This is a genomic window from Ktedonobacter sp. SOSP1-52 (assembly GCF_016587395.1).
This window is the reverse complement of sequence record NZ_BNJH01000001.1, coordinates 2,178,375-2,195,142: the sequence shown is the minus strand read 5'-3', so window position 1 is coordinate 2,195,142 and position 16,768 is coordinate 2,178,375. Positions and strand designations below refer to the sequence as shown.

Below are 16,768 nucleotides of genomic sequence, written 5' to 3'. Positions count from 1 at the left end.
AGTATACTGTCAATTATGATAGGCTCTGTGTATGCGTAACGATACATCAGAATGTTTCACACAATTTACCAAAGCATTGTTTGCAGCCAGTAACATGGTGTTTAAGCACGGAGATCTCGTTACCGGGAAGTATCAACAGACAAGCGCTCGCTGGCGAATCCTGGGGAACATTGAGCCGTGCCCTCTCACCGTGAGTCAGATTGCCAAGCTGACTGGTTACACGAGACAGAGCATTCAGCGACTAGCTGATGCGCTGGTGGATGAGGGGCTAGCGACCTATGAGTCTGTAATCGACCAGAGAACGAAGAACGTTCGCATTACGGAAAAAGGGAGGGAACTCCTGGAGAAGCTGGCTGAGTATGAAAATGAGTGGGTTGCCCGCCTCACACAAACCCTGAGTGTAGAGGAACTCACCGACCTCACACTGGCTCTTGAGAAAGTCCAAGCGGTTTTAGCGGAAGATTATGCATACAGACGGCAACGTCAGAAACAATAGACAAAGGAGATGTCATATGTCCAAGAATACTCTTGCCCTGATTACCGGCGCGAATAAAGGGATTGGATTTGAGACTGCCAGGCAGCTGGGACAACAGGGTATCTGCGTGATCATTGGGGCCCGCGATAAAGCAAGAGGTGAAGAGGCGGTCCAAAAACTGGCCGCGTTGGATGTTCAGGCTACGTTTGTGGAACTCGATGTCACTGACGAGAAGAGCATTTCGCGGGCGGCTCAATATATAGCGGAGACGTTTGGGAGACTTGATATCCTGATTAATAACGCTGGCATATCGGGGGGCAACGCGAACACACCCAGTGACACCGCGTTAGCGGTCATGAGAACAGTCTATAACACCAATGTGTTTGGCGTAGTGGCGGTCACCAAAGCAATGATGCCCTTGCTGCGCAAATCCCAGGCCGGGAGAATTGTGAATGTTTCAAGCGGACTGGGTTCTATAACGCTGGCCCGCGATAGGAACTCTGAGTTCTTTCAGGTCAATAATTTGCCGTATCAATCCTCTAAAGCGGCACTGAATGCTATTACCGTTGAATTTGCAAAAGAATTGGCAGAGACTCCAATAAAGGTCAATGCTGCCGATCCTGGCTTTACGGACACGGATTTCAATAACCATAGAGGCTATCGAACCGTTGAGCAGGCAGCTACGGTCATCGTGCGTCTCGCGACTCTGGGCGAAGATAGCCCAACAGGATCCTTCCAGGATGGAAACGGAAACGTTCCCTGGTGAGTTCTCTCTCAGCCTTTAAGGTGTAAATGTGGGACGAAATTCTCACATTTACACTCCTTCCAACCAGCACTGAACAGCTGGTACTGTTCACAATGGAGTGTGCGAGATGCGAGGATCATCATCAATCGTTCTCTGGAAACGGTGACAAGAGGAAGTGGCCCGCTATTTTGAACAGATCAATGCCTTCGACTGCCGGTGCGACCATGAGTTGTGTTGCAAGAAAATTGCGAAAGGAATCGCGAGCGGAACCGTTCTCATCCTCTTGCGCTTAGGCTGCCACCCCAAACACCCTCGCGATGAACGACATTGTCAACTTATTTGTCGGATTGCAGATTATTGCTGAGTTATAAAGAGGAGAGATACTGAAGACAGTGAAAGAGAGGGAAGATTTTGCTGTTATGCGATGCATTTCCCTGCGGTTATCTCGTTCCACTCCAGGAATCTGCCCCGTAAAATGGCACGATATTCCCTGGAGCTCAGGTGGTGCCTGTGCGGCTGGAAATGCCCAGCGATGGGTTCGAAGGCGGAGAGAAGGCGTTGGGCCTGCTTGGCTGACGTGAAGCGCCGCATGTTCGTCTCTCGTGGCCGCATGGGTTGATGGGAATTTTCCGCTTGATTGTTCAATCCTTTGTGCTGCCGATGCTCCACGCCAGGCAGGAGCTCGCGTTTCGCTGCTCCATAGCTCTTCAGTTTATCGGTGATGATGACGCGTGGGACAGAGTGGAAGTTGTTTTCATGAAGTTATTCTAGCACATTGTTCAGCTACATTCCCAAGTTGACAATACCTGTCAATGCTCTCCAACAAGGGATGAACGCCTGGGCACAACAGTCAGGTGCCCTAATCGATCCACCTCACTTCCCAGGTAGAAAGCGATCAGGGCGCTTATCTCACTCTATGTGTCTGAGGAAGACCAGTCGTACGTCCATCCCTCTCTGCTAATGGGCTGATCCTATCAGCTTATGATAGAGCCCAAAGAGCAGGAATGTGGGTGGCCATTGCCCCACAAAGAGGCTCCAATCGCGTTTGCCCGCCAAGAAGAGGTAGGCGGAAACGCCAATAGAGGCAACCGCGCTCCAATACCATACAGCTGAAGGGATTTGGTCGGTGACCCGGAAGTAGCGTTCTTGGGTTTCTTGCATTCGTGTCTCATCTGGACGGATTTTTGTTGTCATTGATCCGACTCCTCTCATACTTATCAAACATCTCTTCAACTTCTGTTGCCTGCCCCTCACCAAAGGAGATCATCAACAGACAACGCGTCCTGAGAAGATGCCATTGCTGACCTTTCTCAGCCCCTCCATGTCAACATCCTCTCCCTGACAGGGCACGTCTCGTGACACCATCTGGTAACAGGAGCGCTGTATCGGCGACTCCCTATCTCCGACGGATGAGGCGGTAATGAGGGACTGTTACCCTTAGCAGTTTTCACTCGTATTCTCACTGGAAAGACAAAGCACAATACCTCTTGAAAAGGAGTGAGTTTATGGGTAGCTTTACCAATGGGGTTCTTGCAGGGCTCGGGCTCAGCTTGTTCTTTGCGCCAAAGAAGGGGGAAGAGATACGGCATCTGGTAGGGGAACGCCTGGGATACCTGCGTGGTCATCCCCCTGAGAATGTAGGACTCCAGCAATCGGTCCACCAGATGGGACAGCAGGTAAGGGAGGTGCAAGAGCGAGCTGCCCAAGCCTCACAAATGAGCTCGGCAGCTCATGATGCCGTACAGGAAACCATGAATCGCGCTGAGGTGGCTCAACGGGATCTTGACCGTTTGGAACAAGATACACACTCAGAATGATATCTTCCATCCATCCATGCAAATCCAAGGTGTTGAGAGGAGAGAGGACAGGTCCTGTGCTCATCCAGGAAAATCTGTCTTCTCTCTAAAGACAGAGTGACACCTTGTGTGGTGATGATGCGGTCCGATGACACGTACCAACAAAGCTCTCCATTTATTATCTTCGATTCTTCCTCTCCACTGGTCTCCTCCCAGAGGTATTTCTTTAAGACCGACAAACACCACCTCCCGAGGCTCTTAGCCACTGAAAGCTCCCCGTGCAAAAGCGACAGAGTTCCAGGGATTCGGCCCACACTTCCAGTCCTTCCCACCGAAGCAGGAAGGCTAGCTCTAGTGTGGTTGACCTGGACGTTCGGGCAGACGCGCTCCGGCGTAGAGTAGGTGGTCGGCGCGTTACCTGATATCAGGCACGTTTCCAGACTCCCCTCTTGGAATCGCCTCCGTCGCGGGCGCGAGAGCTTCAGCCTCAGACGAGCACATGGCGTTAATAGATCACTCTTGCCAAGATGAAAGGATGCAGGGTATGGCAACACAGCAAGTCACAACGTCCCCACGGACAAGAAGAACACGGAGCTCCATTTACTGGTGGGCGCTGGTCTGGATCGCACCCGCCCTCATTCTGGAGATAACGTTCTTTCTCTATCCTTTGTTCAATTCTATTCTTCTGCGCTTTTATAACAGTACCTCGACCACCTTTGTGGGCCTGAGAAACTACCAGCAGGTTTTTTCCAATCCGAACCTTCTCAAGGTCATCAGGAACAATCTGCTCTGGCTGGTGCTGGCAACTATCCTGACGGTCGGCCTGGGCCTGGTCATCGCAGTCCTGGTGGATCGCGTCAAAATTGAGAGCATTGTGAAATCGGCGCTCTTCTTACCCATGGCCATCTCATTCGTCGCGGCTGGCGTTATCTGGCGCTTCGTCTATAAGTTCGATCCCGCCGATCAGCCACAGACGGGCCTGCTAAACGCCATTGTGACCTTCTTCGGCGGTCAACCTCATGCCTAGTTACAGGATTCAACGCTCAGCAACTTTATACTCATTCTCGTCTATACCTGGATGTGGACAAGTTTCTGCATAGTCATCATCTCAGCAGCCTTAAAAGGTATTCCAGATGAGATTCTAGAGGCCGCGAAGATTGATGGGGCAAACCGCTTTACGCTCTTCTGGCACGTGATGGTGCCGATGATTCAATCAACGCTGGTGGTTGTCCTGACAACCATGATCATCAGCATTCTCAAGATCTTTGACGTGGTCTACATCATAACGGGTGGTAACTTTCACACCGATGTGGTGGCGATGGAGTTCTACAACCAATTGTTCCAGTATAACAACTATGGCCTGGCCAGCACGCTGGCGGTCCTGTTGCTGATAACAGTTATTCCGGTGATATACCTGAACGTGCGCAGAATACGGGAGGAGGAGGCGCTACAATGAGCACCGCAAAAACCGAACAGGTCACCACTTCAGCACCGGAGCTGAAGGAACCAAAGCGGGAACGTTCAAGCCTGGGAAGCGTGCTGGCACGCAGTGCTAGCAGTGGTGTCGTGACAGCTCTGGCCATCGCGATCGGTCTCCTCTGGTCGGTACCTACCTTTGGCCTCTTTGTGAGCTCCTTCCGTCCACCCTCCCTGATTAATACAACTGGCTGGTGGACTGGACTCGTTCCCCCTGGCAGTTTACCATCCAGAATTATATGGATGTGATCCAGGCCCAGGGCTTTGGGCGTGCTTTCCTCAATAGTATTATCATCGCTATTCCTGGCACGATTTTTCCGCTGCTCATTGGAGCCATCTCGGCCTACGCCTTCGCCTGGATGAAGTTCCCATTACGGAACTGGATCTTCCTGGGGATTGTCGCGCTCCAGATTATTCCGCTACAAATTGCCCTGGTGCCTATCCTGGGCCTCTATACCATGCTGGGACTCAACGGCCAGTATGCCGCCGTCTGGCTGGCACATACCGCCTTTGGCCTGCCCTTCTCCATCTACCTGCTGCGCAACTTCTTTGCCGCTTTGCCAGGCGACCTGATGGAGTCGGCGCATATCGATGGGGCCTCGCATGTGCGCATCTTCTGGAGCATCATTCTTCCGCTCTCGGTTCCGGCGCTGGCCTCGCTGGCCATCTTCCAGTTTATGTGGGTCTGGAACAACCTGCTGATCTCGTTGATCTTCCTGGGTGACAACCCCCAGAACGCGCCTATGACCTTGATCATCGCCAACCTGGTCAACACCTATGGCAATAACTATCAAGTGCTGACCGTGGCGGCCTTCATCTCAATGGCACTGCCCCTGGTCGTCTTCTTCTCGATGCAACGCTACTTTGTGCGCGGTATCCTGGCAGGCTCCGTCAAGGGCTAATGTCTGTAACACGAAACGCCATGCGCCGCCTCAGCGGCGCATGGCGTTTCGTGAGCACGCATCAAGCAGTGCTCAACAGCCTGGGCCATTCTGGCTGGCAGTCCTTGTTTTGTTGTTAAGCATCCACGCGACTATATCCCCATTATAGAACGTCACGCGAAAGACATGATATTGGCGGCCAGGATTAAAGACTGTAGGCTGTCCACCATTGTATTGTCCTGGGAACATTTGATTCATAGATCCCTGAGGAATGGTCACTGTATTTGAACTCGGATTATTATAGCCAAAGTAGGCATCATATCTGTTGCCATACGGTTGCACGCACTCAAAGATGGGGGAAACTGCCATCTGGCCAGGCGCTACCTTGATCGGGGCAGTCTGCGCCGTCGGCGTCGGGGTTGGCATGGTGGTCGGCGAGGGACGACGTGTTGGGCTGGGTTGCGCTGTAGGGCTTGGCGTCCCTCGGGTGATAACGGGGGTTGGTGTTGACGCACGTCTCGTTACCACGCCATCTGGCTGTGCCGCTTGCAAGAGTGGTGGAAGCTCGGAGCGCGGCAAGGAAAGGAAGGCGGCAACAATAATCAGCAAGGCAAGCAGAGGGAGCAATACAGACAGCAAGAGTTTTCTCTTGCTTAACTTTTTCTCTTGGCGATCAGCCACATCGCTCAAAGGGACAGGGGAGCTATGCGCTTGAATCGCGCCGGTTTCTATCTCACCAGACACTGGTGGAAGAGCCGCAAACGCCTGGGTTGGTTCACCTGGCGCTCCAGGTACCGCGGCAGGAAGGATGAGTGACGCCCCGGCCTCCTCGCCTTTGAGCGTGGCCAGAAAGGAGCGCATATCGGGAAAGCGACGCGAGGTATCTTTCTCCAACGCGCGCATCAGCGCCACATCAACATACGCAGGAAGATCGGGCTGCACACGAGAGGGAAATTGCGGCGTCTCATTTTTGTGCTTCTGCAGGAGGGTGGCACGAGCGGTGCCAGCAAATGGCACGCGCCCCGTCAGGAGCTTATATGCAATACAAGCCAGAGCATATTGATCGGAGGACTGGCTGATGCGCCCATCAAACTGCTCAGGAGCCATATACCAGATGCGTGGAACAGCCTCTTCGATATAGGCATGATACTCCTTGATGGCTCCGCTTATATTCCGCAAGCGAAAATCGGCCAGTGCTACCTCGCCCTCCTGGCGAAAAAAAATGGCATGAGGAGTGACATTGGCATGAGCCACGCCCTGCTCATGCGCCGCTACTAGCGCATCCCCGATCTGCTCGATGATGGCAAAAACCTCTTGTTGCGAAAAGGGGGCCTGCTCGCTATCCTCAAGACGATCCTGGAGCGATCCTAGCAATGTTGCCTCTGATACCAGGGCCATTCCCGGCTGCTCAATGACGAGGTTATAGGTATCCAGGATATGAGGATGCTCATTGAGGAGTTTCAGCTTATCGACTTCATCTTGTAAGCGTTGCCGCTTGCGTTCCGAAGTGATCTGCGCCGTCGGCCAGTTTCGAATAAATATTGGTTGCTGAGTATCTTGCGCCATTCCTCGATAGAGAGTACTGTAGGGACCTCGAAGGACGGTCGCTGTTATTTCATATCCATGAAGATGGATCTTTTCTTGTGGCATAGCAACTACCTATAGCAAAAACAAAAATATATTGCATGCACACGTACCAATGCAATGCTACGGTCTATTATAGTGACCTGTCTCGAAATAGCAAGAGGCCTGCCTATTTCTCCACGAACTCCTCATCCAGCACCTACTTTTTCCTCCTGGCTTGCAAGCTCGCCTCCGGGAAGAGTGTCATATGTGTGTGACTACGAGCAAATGCCTGGTGTCACACACATATGACACCCGCATTTGCCTTGGCTTACGAAAGCAGGCTATAAGTAGCTAGAAGCAGACAAAAGCGTATATGCATATCTACATATGTACACAGCGAAAATTCCTCTTCCCCTGAGTTTGGCTGTCGTCACTCTCATGAAAGAGAGAAGTGAAAGCTGTTTTCCAAAGAGGTTAACGTACGTATGCAAACGCTACTCCAAAATACTGTCCATCGCCCCTATCCCTTGCCCGATACGTGCTGGATCATGACCCAGACCTGGAACGATCTGCTCTTTTCACACTGGCCAATTAAGCCTGCTCAGTTGCGACCTCTGATTCCGCCGGAGCTGGAACTGGACACCTACGATGGCGAATGCTGGGTTGGGGTGGTTCCCTTTAGCATGGCACATATTCGCCTGCGCACCCTCCCCGAGTTTCCCGCAAACCAACTCAAAGGATGCTTTACCGCCAATTGTTGAAGAAGTTGCGAGAGCGGCACTTTTACCTCTTGCTGCTCCGTTTTGCCATGTTCAACAATCTTTGGCTGAAACGAGACCATACCGGTGCCATCAATTGGAAATGCGTTATACGCAAGCAACCATTGGTACATCAGGCTCTTCGTCGTTGCATTCAAGGCTGGAACAAAGACCACGAGATAACGTTTGGCGGGCTCAAGACGTGGGTACTCGCCAACCTGCATGCTCATAGTCCCCTGTTGCCCTCCCATCATCGCAAATTCTTCAGGGGTCCCTTTAGACGAACGGCGATCAAGGACAGTATTTATCTTCGCCATATGGAAGGGTGTATAAATTTGAAAACTCCCTTGCACCAGGCTTTGCTTCATCTGGCGTGGTGAGAGTGACGGCTGAGACAACAGAGACGGTACTGACTTATTTGCCGTATTCCAGTGGCTTTGACCAAGGGAACTGACAGTCACATCCGAAATCATCGGTGCGTGACACATATTCGCAGGCGTATTAAACTCGTACCGGTCTACATCCAGATCGAGGACAATGCTTGCCTGTGGTGATTGTGTTTGCTGTGATATTGAGCTTGTTTGAGATGTTTGCGATGGCTGGACACTTCCACAGCCAACCAACACAGTGAGGGTAAATGTAGCAATACATGCTCGCAAAAAGAAGCGCCAGGAATGTTGTAAAGAAACCATCGATCATCCTACCTTTCACAATCCTTGCTGAAAAGCGAAGTTGATTTCACTTATTGCTCTCTATGCCTCATGCTTACTGCGTGGATCCAGGATAGTAACCAGGGTAAACATTTTGTTAGAGATAAGAATGCATGAGCTTGCGTAATTCCTGGCGCGCACGGTGCAGGCGGACTTTGAGCGTGGTCTCGGTAATACCAAGACGCCTGGCCGCCTCTTTTGTCCGCAGGCCTTCGACGCTGCGTAAGAGAAAAGGCGTGCGCAAGGTTTCGGGGAGTTGGCCGATCGCTAGTTTGAGCGCTTTGCGCAATTCTTCATCCAGCACCCGTGCATCCGGTGTCTGCTCCTCCGAAGCCAGGTCCTCCCCCTGTCTTTCCTGCGAAGCTTCTAAGGAGCACGTGTCAGGCTTTTTCCGACGCAGATGCATGAGCGCGGTGTTGGAAACAATCCGGTACAGCCAGGTCCGCAAACTGCTTCGTTGCTCAAAGTCGCTGATATGGGAACACGCGCGCAGAAAGCTTTCCTGGACAATCTCCTCCGCCTCCTCTGGGCTTCTCGTCATACGCAAAGCAAGCGCGTATAACTGGCGCGCAAAACGTTTGAACAAACAGGTACAGGCGGGCTCCTCCTGCTGATACAATCCGTGTAAGAGTTCTTGTTCATTGGCATACACCTCGAGCGACATATTCCACCAGGCGCTCTGTTCCTGATTGGTTGGTATTTCCCGGCCATCAGTATTCATCATGTGTTTCTTTCATCTCTCTTCTGGGAAAACATTTCGCCTTTGCTTTCCACTATCGGCAGCGTTGGCACAATGAGAAGCAGCAAAACCAGGCCGAGTGCTCGGCTTCTTGCTCGCAGTTTCGTACGTCATTGCAGATGCAGTTGGACACGGCCGTTGACGCCGCCCAGACACCATCCTTCTTTCGTTTCGCGTTTTCGCTGGATCGCATACACTGCTGTTGTATGCGCGGCAATGTTTCTGCCATCACTGCCTGCGCTACGACCCCTGAGAGCGCAGTCAGGGCGCCGATGGCCACCATCGCCCAGGAGACGCCAAATAGATCGGCCAGCACTCCGGCGAGCAGCGCTCCCAGTGCGTATCCACTATCGCGCCAGAGCCGGTAAACCCCCACTGCCGAGGCGCGCCAGTCCGGGTGAGCAACATCGGTGATCGTCGCGAGCAGGGTCGGATAGACCAGGGCCGTTCCCAGCCCAAGCAAACCCATCGAAGTCGCCCACCACCCTAACCCGTGGAGCAATGGCAACAGTCCGATGGCACACCCCTGCAAGATCATCCCCCCAACGATCATGCCTTTCCGACCGATCCGGTCGGAGAGGGCACCGGTCACGAGTTGTCCGAACCCCCAGACGGCTGGATAGATACCAGTCAGCAGGCCAATCTGCACGATACTCAGCCCACCAGCCGCGAAAAAGAGCGGGAAGAGTCCCCAGGCCAGGCCATCATTCAAGTTGTTGACCAACCCTGCCTGACTGACCCCGAAGAGCGTCCGATTCTTCCAGGATGTCAGCAAGAAGATATCTTTGAAGGATGGCCCTTTGGGTCGATCAGTGGATACCATTGTGGCCAATGGGGCTGCGCTTGCCGTTTGCCCGGCGGAAGGCGCGAGCAGTGCCGCCTCGTGGCGGGCATGTCCATGTGACTCACGCACAAAGAGCAGCGAGAGCACAAGTCCAGCCAGGGCAAAGGCCGCGCCAAGCAGGAACGGTTGCGGGCGCAACCCATAGGTTGCGGCCAGGTAGCCTGCCGCGATGGCGGCCAGAGAGACGGCCAGGTAGCCCGCCGCTTCATTGAGTCCCATCGCCAGTCCCCGGCGAGCTGGCCCTACCAGATCGATCTTCATGATCACGGTCGTAGACCAGCAGAGACCCTGGTTGATGCCCAGCAAAACATTAGCCAGGACAACCCATTCCCAGCACGGGGCAAAGATAATGAGGAATGGGACTGGCATTCCGATGAGCCAGCCAACCACCAACACCCCCTTGCGACCGATGCGATCACTGAGTCGGCCCGCAAAAAGATTGGCCAGGGCCTTGACGATACCAAAGCTCATGATAAAAGAGAGTACCGCCGTCGTAGAAACCAGACCGAACACGCGCTGCCCAAGCAGTGGGACGATGCTTCGTTCGAGTCCCACCATGCCGCCGACAAAGGCATTAATAATCACCAGCAGGATGAGCTGTTGCCAGTTGGCGCGCAGACCAAGCTGCACAGGTGTTTTTGGCCCTTGAAGGGAACGTGTCTTTTCCTTAGAAAGTGTTCGCATCAGGAATCTTCTTTCACACTTCAATGGGGAGTCCTAGCGCGCGCCAGTCAGGAAGACCTGGTTCGAGTCGGTGAGCACGATATCCACGGAGACGCAGCAAAGCGACTGCTTCATCGGCGAACACACAATAGGGGCCACGGCAGTACGCCACGATCTCCTTATCTTGCGGGAGTTCCTGCAACCGTGCTTCGAGTTCTTCAAGGGGCACAGAACGAGCCTGCGGGAGGTGTCCAGCCGTATATTCCTCGGTGGGGCGCACGTCGAGCAGGATCACCCGCTGTTCGGCAAGGCCCTGGAGCAACGCTTCTGCCCCCATGGAGTGCAAGTGTTCCCGATCCTGCAAAAAGGTCTGCACCACACGCTCAACCTCGGCCAGGTGCGTCTCGCCAACGTGTCGCATCGCCTGCCACAAGGTAAACACTGTTTCATCAGCCAGACGATAGTAGATCGAGACCCCAGCGCGGCGAACGTCGACCAGGTGTGCCGCACGAAGCACCTGTAAATGTTGTGAAGCATTCGCAATAGACAGGCCAGTCTCCTGTGCCAGGGCTTCAACGCTGCGCTCACATTGCGCAAGCACCTCCAGCAGTTCAAGCCGATGTGCGTTGGCCAGTGCTTTGCCAATGCGCGCAAACTGCTCATAGAGCTGATCTTTAAAAGCGCGTTTCTCGTGACCCTTCATAATCTCCCCCTCCATTCGTTTAATTTATTATTCAATAGAATAATTGAATAATGGCCCCTTGTCAATGCTCACCAGAAGAAGGTCCTCCTAAAACACGGGAAAGAGAAACCTCTCTCCTATGATCACAGCCATGTAACCTTCTGCAAGATGTTGCATCCAAGTACGTGAGGGAAACAACATCCCCCTGAGTATTAACAACAACCATACAGAAAGAGAAGAGAGATGAACCCGGAAAGCACTAGTACAACCATCGTTCCTGTCGAAAAAGCCTATGAAATGATCATGGTGACACAAGATGCAATCGTTCTTGACGTACGCACCCCCGCTGAATTTGAATCAAAACATATTCCAGGCAGCCATAATATTCCTCTGGATCAGCTCCCTGCTTCTACAAACGAGATCGCGAAACTCGCGAGCAATGCTTCTTTGCTCCTGATTTGCCAGAGCGGGACACGTGCGCGCAAGGCGGCAGAAGTGCTCCAGACCGTGCCGGTGTCTTCCCTTGCTCTCCTCGACGGTGGCATTGTTGCCTGGGAGAAGGCGGGCAAGCCATGTCAGCTGGGGGTACAAAAATGGAGTATGGAACGGCAGGTGCGTGGAGTTGCAGGCACACTGGTTCTGTTGGGAGCGCTCGGAGGTCTTTTCGCCTGGAAGCCGCTTACCTGGATCGCGGTCCTGATTGGCGGAGGACTGGCCTATTCGGCGGCTTCCAATACCTGCGGGATGGCGCTGCTGCTCAGTAAACTGCCCTACAACCAGGGCGCGGTCTGTGATGTTCGCCAGACGCTGAAAAACATGGCAGATGCCGCGCAGTAAGCCGCAGAAATACGAGACGTCAATGAGATCTACAGAGAAAGAGTGAATTGCTATGATCCTCCGTTTCATCTACGATGAAACCCTGGCCCAGGCCAGTTACCTGGTGGGCTGCGCTGCGACAGGCGAAGCGTTGATTATCGATCCCAACCGCAACATCGAGCAGTATATCGAATTGGCTACGAACAAAGGCTTGCGCATCACCGCCGTTACCGAAACGCATATTCATGCTGATTTTGTCTCCGGGGTGCGCGAACTGGCGCATACAACCGGAGCGCAGCTCTACCTTTCAGATATGGGTCCTGCCGACTGGACATACGGGTATGCTGGGGAAGCAGGAGCCATCCTCCTGCGCGATGGAGCGACATTCCGTGTTGGCAACATCCACATCGAGGCCCTGCACACTCCCGGCCACACCCCGGAGCACCTCTCGTTCCTGCTGACTGATACGGCGGCCACCGATGAACCGATGGGGATCTTTACCGGCGACTTCCTGTTTGTCGGCGACGTTGGCCGCCCGGATCTGCTGGAAAAAGCTGCCGGGATCACCGGCACGGCGGAGTCAGGAGCACGCCAGCTCTTCCGCTCGTTGCAGCGCTTCCGCGCCTTGCCTGACTACCTGCAGATCTGGCCTGGCCATGGAGCAGGTAGCGCGTGTGGACGAGCTTTAGGCGCGATTCCGCAAACGACCCTGGGATATGAGAAACGCACCAACTGGGCGTTCGAGGTCACGGACGAGCAACGCTTTGTCCAAACAGTGCTGGAAGGACAACCAGAGCCGCCCACCTACTTCGCGGAAATGAAGCGCATCAATAAGATTGGGCCAGCCCTGGCGCGCGAAGGGGCAGTCGCGCTGCCTGAAGCAGGCGCCGAGCAGTTGGCGGCGGATCTGCAATCTGGCATCCCAGTTATCGATACCCGTCCCTCCCGGCAATACATAGAGGAACATATTCCAGGGACCATCCACGTGCCATTTGGACCCATTTTCCTGAACTGGGCTGGATGGTTGCTTCCCTTTGATCGACCCTTCTCACTGATTGTTGATGTTTCCATCCTCCAGCAAGCGATGACCCAGCTCCGTCTCATCGGCCTGCATCAGATAGCCCATGTCTGGACCCCTGACGTGCTCACCGCCTGGAAACAGACCCGGCAGCCTCTGGGCAAAACGCCGCAAATCACGGTACAGGAGGCACAGATGCTGCTCGCTCAGGGGCAGGTGACCTGGCTCGATATTCGCGGGAGCGAGGAGTACGCAGCAGGCCATATCCCGGAGAGCCAGCATATTCACCTGGGCTCCTTGCAACAGCGCCTGCAGGAAATCTCTCCTGAGAAACCCATCGTGGTGCAGTGCCAGGGAGGAGCCCGTTCGCCCATTGGCGCAAGTTTGCTGGAAGCCCATCACTATCCACAGGTCATGGATCTCGTGGGAGGGTTTCTCCAGTGGCAAAAGGCTGGCCACCCGGTGGTCAAAGGGACCAAGCCTTCCTACAGGTGAGGCAACGTGCTCCGGGCGCCCTCAGGTGTCCGGAGCACAGCAATGAAAGAGATAGAGGGGTACAGGTGAGTCTGTTGCTCATGACGGTTCTTTTCGGCGCCGCAATCGGCCTCGTTTTAGGAATGTTGGGGGGCGGGGGATCGATCCTGACCGTCCCGGTTCTGGTCTACCTGCTGCACATGGACCCACATATGGCGGTGACGGCTTCACTGATCATCGTGGGGCTGAATGCACTGATGGGCAGTGTGCTGCACTGGCGGGCAGGGAATGTCAAGCTCAAAGAAGCGTTCCTCTTTGGGATGTATGGCATTGTGTCCTCGTATGCAGGCGCGCGCGTGTCAACCATGCTCAATAGCACGCTGCTCCTGATGCTGTTCGCACTCTTGATGCTGGTTATTGCGCTCCTGATGCTGCGACCAAAAATGGGCGTGGTCACATCCACAACCGCGACGCGCCGCCCCTGGTGGCTGGTCCTGTTGGGAGGTCTGGGCGCTGGCTTGCTCACCGGCTTTTTGGGCGTCGGTGGCGGGTTTCTGATTGTTCCTGCCCTCGTCCTCTTGCTCGGCATGGACATGACGACCGCCGTTGGTTCGTCTCTGGTCGTGATAGCGCTCACTAGCGCTGCGGGGATTGCCGGTCACCTGAACAGCCATATTGCCCTCCCCTGGACCGAGATCCTGGTATTCACCGCGATGGGGTTCACCGGACTGCTGGCTGGTACCAAATTGGCGCGGATGCTCCCGGTTGCGCGCTTACAGCAGACCTTTGCCCTGTTTGTGCTGGGATTGAGTCTGGTGCTGCTGTTGCTCAATGTGCCAAAACTGCCGATGTTCTAAAGGCGAGGTGCCAGAGCCCGGTGTCTGACCACACTTTCACCACCTGGCGACGAGCAACCTCAGGGGACGAATTGTGGGGTAGGACTTCATTAAGATATTGTTGGCGAATTAATTTGAGGCGAAATGTGAGATACTGAAGAAGCAAGAAAAAACAAGCATTCAGGAGGGAGGGAACCCATGACACTACAGCCACAAGCGATACCGCCAGTCCCAGAAGAAACTGTAGAGATAGCACAAGCCATTTTGCCGAAAGGCAACATCTGTATTCATATGCGAGATGCATTAGGAACGTTTTTTCGCGATGAAGATTTCCTTGACTTATTTTCCAACAAAGGACAGCCTGCAATATCGGCCTGGCGTCTCGCACTGGTGATGGTAATGCAATATGCAGAAGGGTTAACGGATCGGCAGGCAGCAGACGCAGTGAAAACGCGCATTGATTGGAAATACGCCTTGAGCTTAGAAATCAAGGATCCAGGATTTGATTTTTCCGTGTTAAGTGAATTTCGTGGTCGCCTCCTTGCCAATCAAGCGGAACGCCGTTTGTTTGATCTGATGTTGTCTCAGTTCCGAGAACGAGGCTGGGTCAAAGCACGAGGCAAACAACGGACAGATTCAACGCATATTCTGGCGGCTATTCGAGCTGTCAACCGTCTGGAATGTGTTGGAGAAACCATGCGCCATGTCCTCAATATCCTGGCAGAAGTAGCTCCCGATTGGCTTCTTGAGCGTGTTCAACCTGAATGGGAAAAACGATATCGATCACGCTTTAGCGACTTTCGTTTACCAAAGGACGAGAAAGCGCGTCAAGAGCTCTCAGAGCAGATTGGAGCTGACGGCCGAAGGCTCCTGGAGAGCATCTGGGGCAGCACAACCCATGCCTGGTTACAAGAACTCCCAGCCGTAGAGATTCTGCGAAGGATTTGGATCCAGCAGTATCACGCATGTGAGCAGGGAACACCTTGGAGAAAAGATCAGGAGCTTCCCCCGGCAGCGCTCTTGATCCAATCGCCATATGATGTGGAGGCGCGATACAGCAAGAAGAAGCAGACAGGATGGGTTGGCTACAAAGTGCATTTTACCGAAGGATGTGACGCTGATCAGCCTCATTTTGTGCTCGAAGTTACCACGACAGCATCCACGCTCCCAGATGGAGACGTCATGGAAAATCTTCATGAACGCTTGGCTGGCAACCAACTTTTCCCCGGCCAGCACCTGGTCGATAAAGGCTATGTGGACGCCGAACTGCTTGCTACGAGTCAGCATCGCCATCAGGTTGATCTGGTTGGGCCGGTTCTTCCTGATACCAGTTGGGCCTCAAAAGAAGCTGGGCGCTTTGATCATAGCCACTTCCACATTGATTGGAAGGCCAAACAGGTCCTGTGTCCGGCTGGGCAGACAAGCCGAGATTGGGGACATATCCCTGATCGACATGGAAAGCCAAGTCTGCGTATCCGGTTTCCCCTTCCCCTTTGTCGGGTTTGCACACTTCATGAGAAGTGTTCGTCAACCGCAGCCAAAGTACTCATTTTGCGACCAGATGAAGCCAGCTATGTGGCACTTCAGCAGGCTCGAAAACGTCAGGAAACCGCTGAATTTCGAGCCCTGTATGCAGCGCGAGCAGGCATTGAAGGAACCGTTGCTCAAAGTGTACGGACCTGTGAGATACGCAGATCCCGATACATTGGCGTGAAAAAGCTCAATCTCCAGGCGTTTCTAACAGCGACCTCCATCAACATGCTTCGGGCTTGTCATTGGATTGCAGAAGCGAAGCTGGCAACCACGCCAACTTCTCGTTTTGCAGAGCTGCTCGCTTCTGTCAAGCAAGTAGCTGTTGCGTAGCTTCTGCTCATTCGCCAACAATATCTTAGTGGGGAGCTACCAATTGTGGTAGTGTTGCAAAAAATTTAGAGCTGAGAAAATAGAGTAAGTAATTACGGTACAAGAATCATTTCCGTAGAGGAAAGGTGAGCATTCTGCACCTTTTTCCTCGTGAAATGTGTTCGTGTGCACTTCAATTTGCTGAGCTTTAATTTTTTGCAACACTACCACCAAGCGTAGAATGAGTGCACCTTTCTTCTGTATGTGTTTCTGTACGTGTGGGCATCTTCCCTCGGCAGTGAATCCAGTAAGCAGGGATCTTCTCAGAGGATTCTGTCAAATAGATGGCACATTGCTGTGCATCGATCACTAAATAGGCATTCTTCTCTAAGAAACCAGGGCTCCCTCTGTTGAAGCCATGTAACCACCTCTGACGTTGTCTGACAA

General features: G+C 53.4%; 17 protein-coding genes and 1 pseudogene. 12 read left to right on the top strand and 6 right to left on the bottom strand.

The features are described 5' to 3' along the window. Positions 1-31 precede the first annotated feature (31 nt). Together JMJ16_RS10330 and JMJ16_RS10325 are read left to right on the top strand one after the other, a co-directional pair. The gene (locus tag JMJ16_RS10330) at positions 32-496 is read left to right on the top strand and encodes a MarR family winged helix-turn-helix transcriptional regulator (RefSeq protein WP_236601373.1); all 465 of its coding nucleotides are present in this window, start codon (positions 32-34) and stop codon (positions 494-496) included. 16 nt (positions 497-512) lie between these two features. Beyond that, complete coding sequence (locus tag JMJ16_RS10325; RefSeq protein WP_201380945.1) at positions 513-1,241, top strand: SDR family oxidoreductase; 729 nt, start codon at positions 513-515, stop codon at positions 1,239-1,241. Between the two features lie 396 nt (positions 1,242-1,637). Here JMJ16_RS10325 and JMJ16_RS10320 read toward each other — a convergent pair. Both JMJ16_RS10320 and JMJ16_RS10315 read right to left on the bottom strand, forming a co-directional pair. Then, positions 1,638-1,955 (bottom strand): annotated as a pseudogene (locus JMJ16_RS10320) (DDE-type integrase/transposase/recombinase); the annotation flags it as partial. Positions 1,956-2,177: 222 nt separating this feature from the next. After that, a complete protein-coding gene (locus JMJ16_RS10315) occupies positions 2,178-2,414 on the bottom strand; it encodes a hypothetical protein (RefSeq protein ID WP_201380943.1) in 237 nt (78 codons plus the stop codon). Between the two features lie 311 nt (positions 2,415-2,725). Here JMJ16_RS10315 and JMJ16_RS10310 point away from each other — a divergent pair, with 311 nt between their 5' ends. The 5 genes from JMJ16_RS10310 (at position 2,726) to JMJ16_RS10290 (ending at position 5,394) form a co-directional block, all read left to right on the top strand. Then, on the top strand, positions 2,726-3,037 hold the full coding sequence (locus tag JMJ16_RS10310) for a YtxH domain-containing protein (protein ID WP_201380941.1): 312 nt from the start codon (positions 2,726-2,728) through the stop codon (positions 3,035-3,037). A 523-nt stretch (positions 3,038-3,560) separates the two neighbouring features. Beyond that, positions 3,561-4,043: a carbohydrate ABC transporter permease gene (locus JMJ16_RS10305; RefSeq protein WP_201380939.1), complete on the top strand. Its 483-nt coding sequence runs from the start codon at positions 3,561-3,563 to the stop codon at positions 4,041-4,043. A 51-nt stretch (positions 4,044-4,094) separates the two neighbouring features. After that, positions 4,095-4,472 carry a carbohydrate ABC transporter permease gene (locus tag JMJ16_RS10300; RefSeq protein WP_201380937.1) on the top strand — a complete coding sequence of 126 codons (378 nt, stop codon included), beginning with the start codon at positions 4,095-4,097 and terminating at the stop codon, positions 4,470-4,472. Further along, positions 4,469-4,741 (top strand): hypothetical protein, encoded by a 273-nt coding sequence (locus JMJ16_RS10295; protein WP_201380935.1) that lies wholly within the window; start codon positions 4,469-4,471, stop codon positions 4,739-4,741. Before JMJ16_RS10300 ends, JMJ16_RS10295 begins: the two co-directional genes overlap by 4 nt. Then, the gene (locus JMJ16_RS10290; RefSeq protein ID WP_201380933.1) at positions 4,687-5,394 is read left to right on the top strand and encodes a carbohydrate ABC transporter permease; all 708 of its coding nucleotides are present in this window, start codon (positions 4,687-4,689) and stop codon (positions 5,392-5,394) included. The genes JMJ16_RS10295 and JMJ16_RS10290 overlap by 55 nt, the downstream gene beginning before the upstream one ends. 72 nt (positions 5,395-5,466) lie before the next feature. Here JMJ16_RS10290 and JMJ16_RS10285 read toward each other — a convergent pair whose 3' ends face one another. Next, a complete protein-coding gene (locus tag JMJ16_RS10285; RefSeq protein WP_201380931.1) occupies positions 5,467-7,023 on the bottom strand; it encodes a serine/threonine-protein kinase in 1,557 nt (518 codons plus the stop codon). 401 nt (positions 7,024-7,424) lie between these two features. Here JMJ16_RS10285 and JMJ16_RS10280 point away from each other — a divergent pair, with 401 nt between their 5' ends. Further along, positions 7,425-7,700 (top strand): DUF2071 domain-containing protein, encoded by a 276-nt coding sequence (locus JMJ16_RS10280; RefSeq protein WP_236601371.1) that lies wholly within the window; start codon positions 7,425-7,427, stop codon positions 7,698-7,700. 804 nt (positions 7,701-8,504) lie between these two features. Here the strand turns inward: JMJ16_RS10280 and JMJ16_RS10275 are convergent. From JMJ16_RS10275 to JMJ16_RS10265, 3 genes are read right to left on the bottom strand one after another with little or no spacing between them, the layout of a single operon-like run. Next, positions 8,505-9,131, bottom strand: a complete 627-nt coding sequence (locus JMJ16_RS10275; protein ID WP_201380929.1) for an RNA polymerase sigma factor — start codon at positions 9,129-9,131, stop codon at positions 8,505-8,507. Positions 9,132-9,180: 49 nt separating this feature from the next. Beyond that, entirely contained in the window at positions 9,181-10,674 is a 1,494-nt protein-coding gene (locus JMJ16_RS10270; protein ID WP_201380927.1) for an MFS transporter, read from the bottom strand. Between the two features lie 13 nt (positions 10,675-10,687). After that, positions 10,688-11,356, bottom strand: a complete 669-nt coding sequence (locus JMJ16_RS10265; RefSeq protein WP_201380925.1) for a metalloregulator ArsR/SmtB family transcription factor — start codon at positions 11,354-11,356, stop codon at positions 10,688-10,690. Positions 11,357-11,578: 222 nt separating this feature from the next. Here JMJ16_RS10265 and JMJ16_RS10260 point away from each other — a divergent pair, with 222 nt between their 5' ends. The 4 genes from JMJ16_RS10260 to JMJ16_RS10245 all read left to right on the top strand — a co-directional run bounded on the left by JMJ16_RS10260 (position 11,579) and on the right by JMJ16_RS10245 (position 16,342). Then, the gene (locus JMJ16_RS10260) at positions 11,579-12,172 is read left to right on the top strand and encodes a rhodanese-like domain-containing protein (RefSeq protein WP_201380924.1); all 594 of its coding nucleotides are present in this window, start codon (positions 11,579-11,581) and stop codon (positions 12,170-12,172) included. A gap of 52 nt (positions 12,173-12,224) precedes the next feature. Then, positions 12,225-13,664, top strand: a complete 1,440-nt coding sequence (locus JMJ16_RS10255) for a rhodanese-like domain-containing protein (protein ID WP_201380922.1) — start codon at positions 12,225-12,227, stop codon at positions 13,662-13,664. Between the two features lie 65 nt (positions 13,665-13,729). Further along, complete coding sequence (locus JMJ16_RS10250) at positions 13,730-14,500, top strand: sulfite exporter TauE/SafE family protein (protein ID WP_201380914.1); 771 nt, start codon at positions 13,730-13,732, stop codon at positions 14,498-14,500. Between the two features lie 177 nt (positions 14,501-14,677). Then, positions 14,678-16,342, top strand: a complete 1,665-nt coding sequence (locus tag JMJ16_RS10245) for an IS1182 family transposase (RefSeq protein WP_201379118.1) — start codon at positions 14,678-14,680, stop codon at positions 16,340-16,342. Positions 16,343-16,768 lie beyond the last annotated feature (426 nt).

What these genes read in the sequence shown, in the direction of transcription:
- JMJ16_RS10270 (WP_201380927.1), bottom strand. Translation starts at nt 10,674, where the DNA reads ATGCGAACACTTTCTAAGGAAAAGACACGTTCCCTTCAAGGGCCAAAA.
- JMJ16_RS10325 (WP_201380945.1), top strand. Translation starts at nt 513, where the DNA reads ATGTCCAAGAATACTCTTGCCCTGATTACCGGCGCGAATAAAGGGATT.
- JMJ16_RS10285 (WP_201380931.1), bottom strand. Translation starts at nt 7,023, where the DNA reads ATGCCACAAGAAAAGATCCATCTTCATGGATATGAAATAACAGCGACC.
- JMJ16_RS10245 (WP_201379118.1), top strand. Translation starts at nt 14,678, where the DNA reads ATGACACTACAGCCACAAGCGATACCGCCAGTCCCAGAAGAAACTGTA.
- JMJ16_RS10275 (WP_201380929.1), bottom strand. Translation starts at nt 9,131, where the DNA reads ATGATGAATACTGATGGCCGGGAAATACCAACCAATCAGGAACAGAGC.
- JMJ16_RS10255 (WP_201380922.1), top strand. Translation starts at nt 12,225, where the DNA reads ATGATCCTCCGTTTCATCTACGATGAAACCCTGGCCCAGGCCAGTTAC.
- JMJ16_RS10310 (WP_201380941.1), top strand. Translation starts at nt 2,726, where the DNA reads ATGGGTAGCTTTACCAATGGGGTTCTTGCAGGGCTCGGGCTCAGCTTG.
- JMJ16_RS10330 (WP_236601373.1), top strand. Translation starts at nt 32, where the DNA reads ATGCGTAACGATACATCAGAATGTTTCACACAATTTACCAAAGCATTG.
- JMJ16_RS10315 (WP_201380943.1), bottom strand. Translation starts at nt 2,414, where the DNA reads ATGACAACAAAAATCCGTCCAGATGAGACACGAATGCAAGAAACCCAA.
- JMJ16_RS10295 (WP_201380935.1), top strand. Translation starts at nt 4,469, where the DNA reads ATGAGCACCGCAAAAACCGAACAGGTCACCACTTCAGCACCGGAGCTG.
- JMJ16_RS10305 (WP_201380939.1), top strand. Translation starts at nt 3,561, where the DNA reads ATGGCAACACAGCAAGTCACAACGTCCCCACGGACAAGAAGAACACGG.
- JMJ16_RS10300 (WP_201380937.1), top strand. Translation starts at nt 4,095, where the DNA reads ATGTGGACAAGTTTCTGCATAGTCATCATCTCAGCAGCCTTAAAAGGT.
- JMJ16_RS10260 (WP_201380924.1), top strand. Translation starts at nt 11,579, where the DNA reads ATGAACCCGGAAAGCACTAGTACAACCATCGTTCCTGTCGAAAAAGCC.
- JMJ16_RS10265 (WP_201380925.1), bottom strand. Translation starts at nt 11,356, where the DNA reads ATGAAGGGTCACGAGAAACGCGCTTTTAAAGATCAGCTCTATGAGCAG.
- JMJ16_RS10280 (WP_236601371.1), top strand. Translation starts at nt 7,425, where the DNA reads ATGCAAACGCTACTCCAAAATACTGTCCATCGCCCCTATCCCTTGCCC.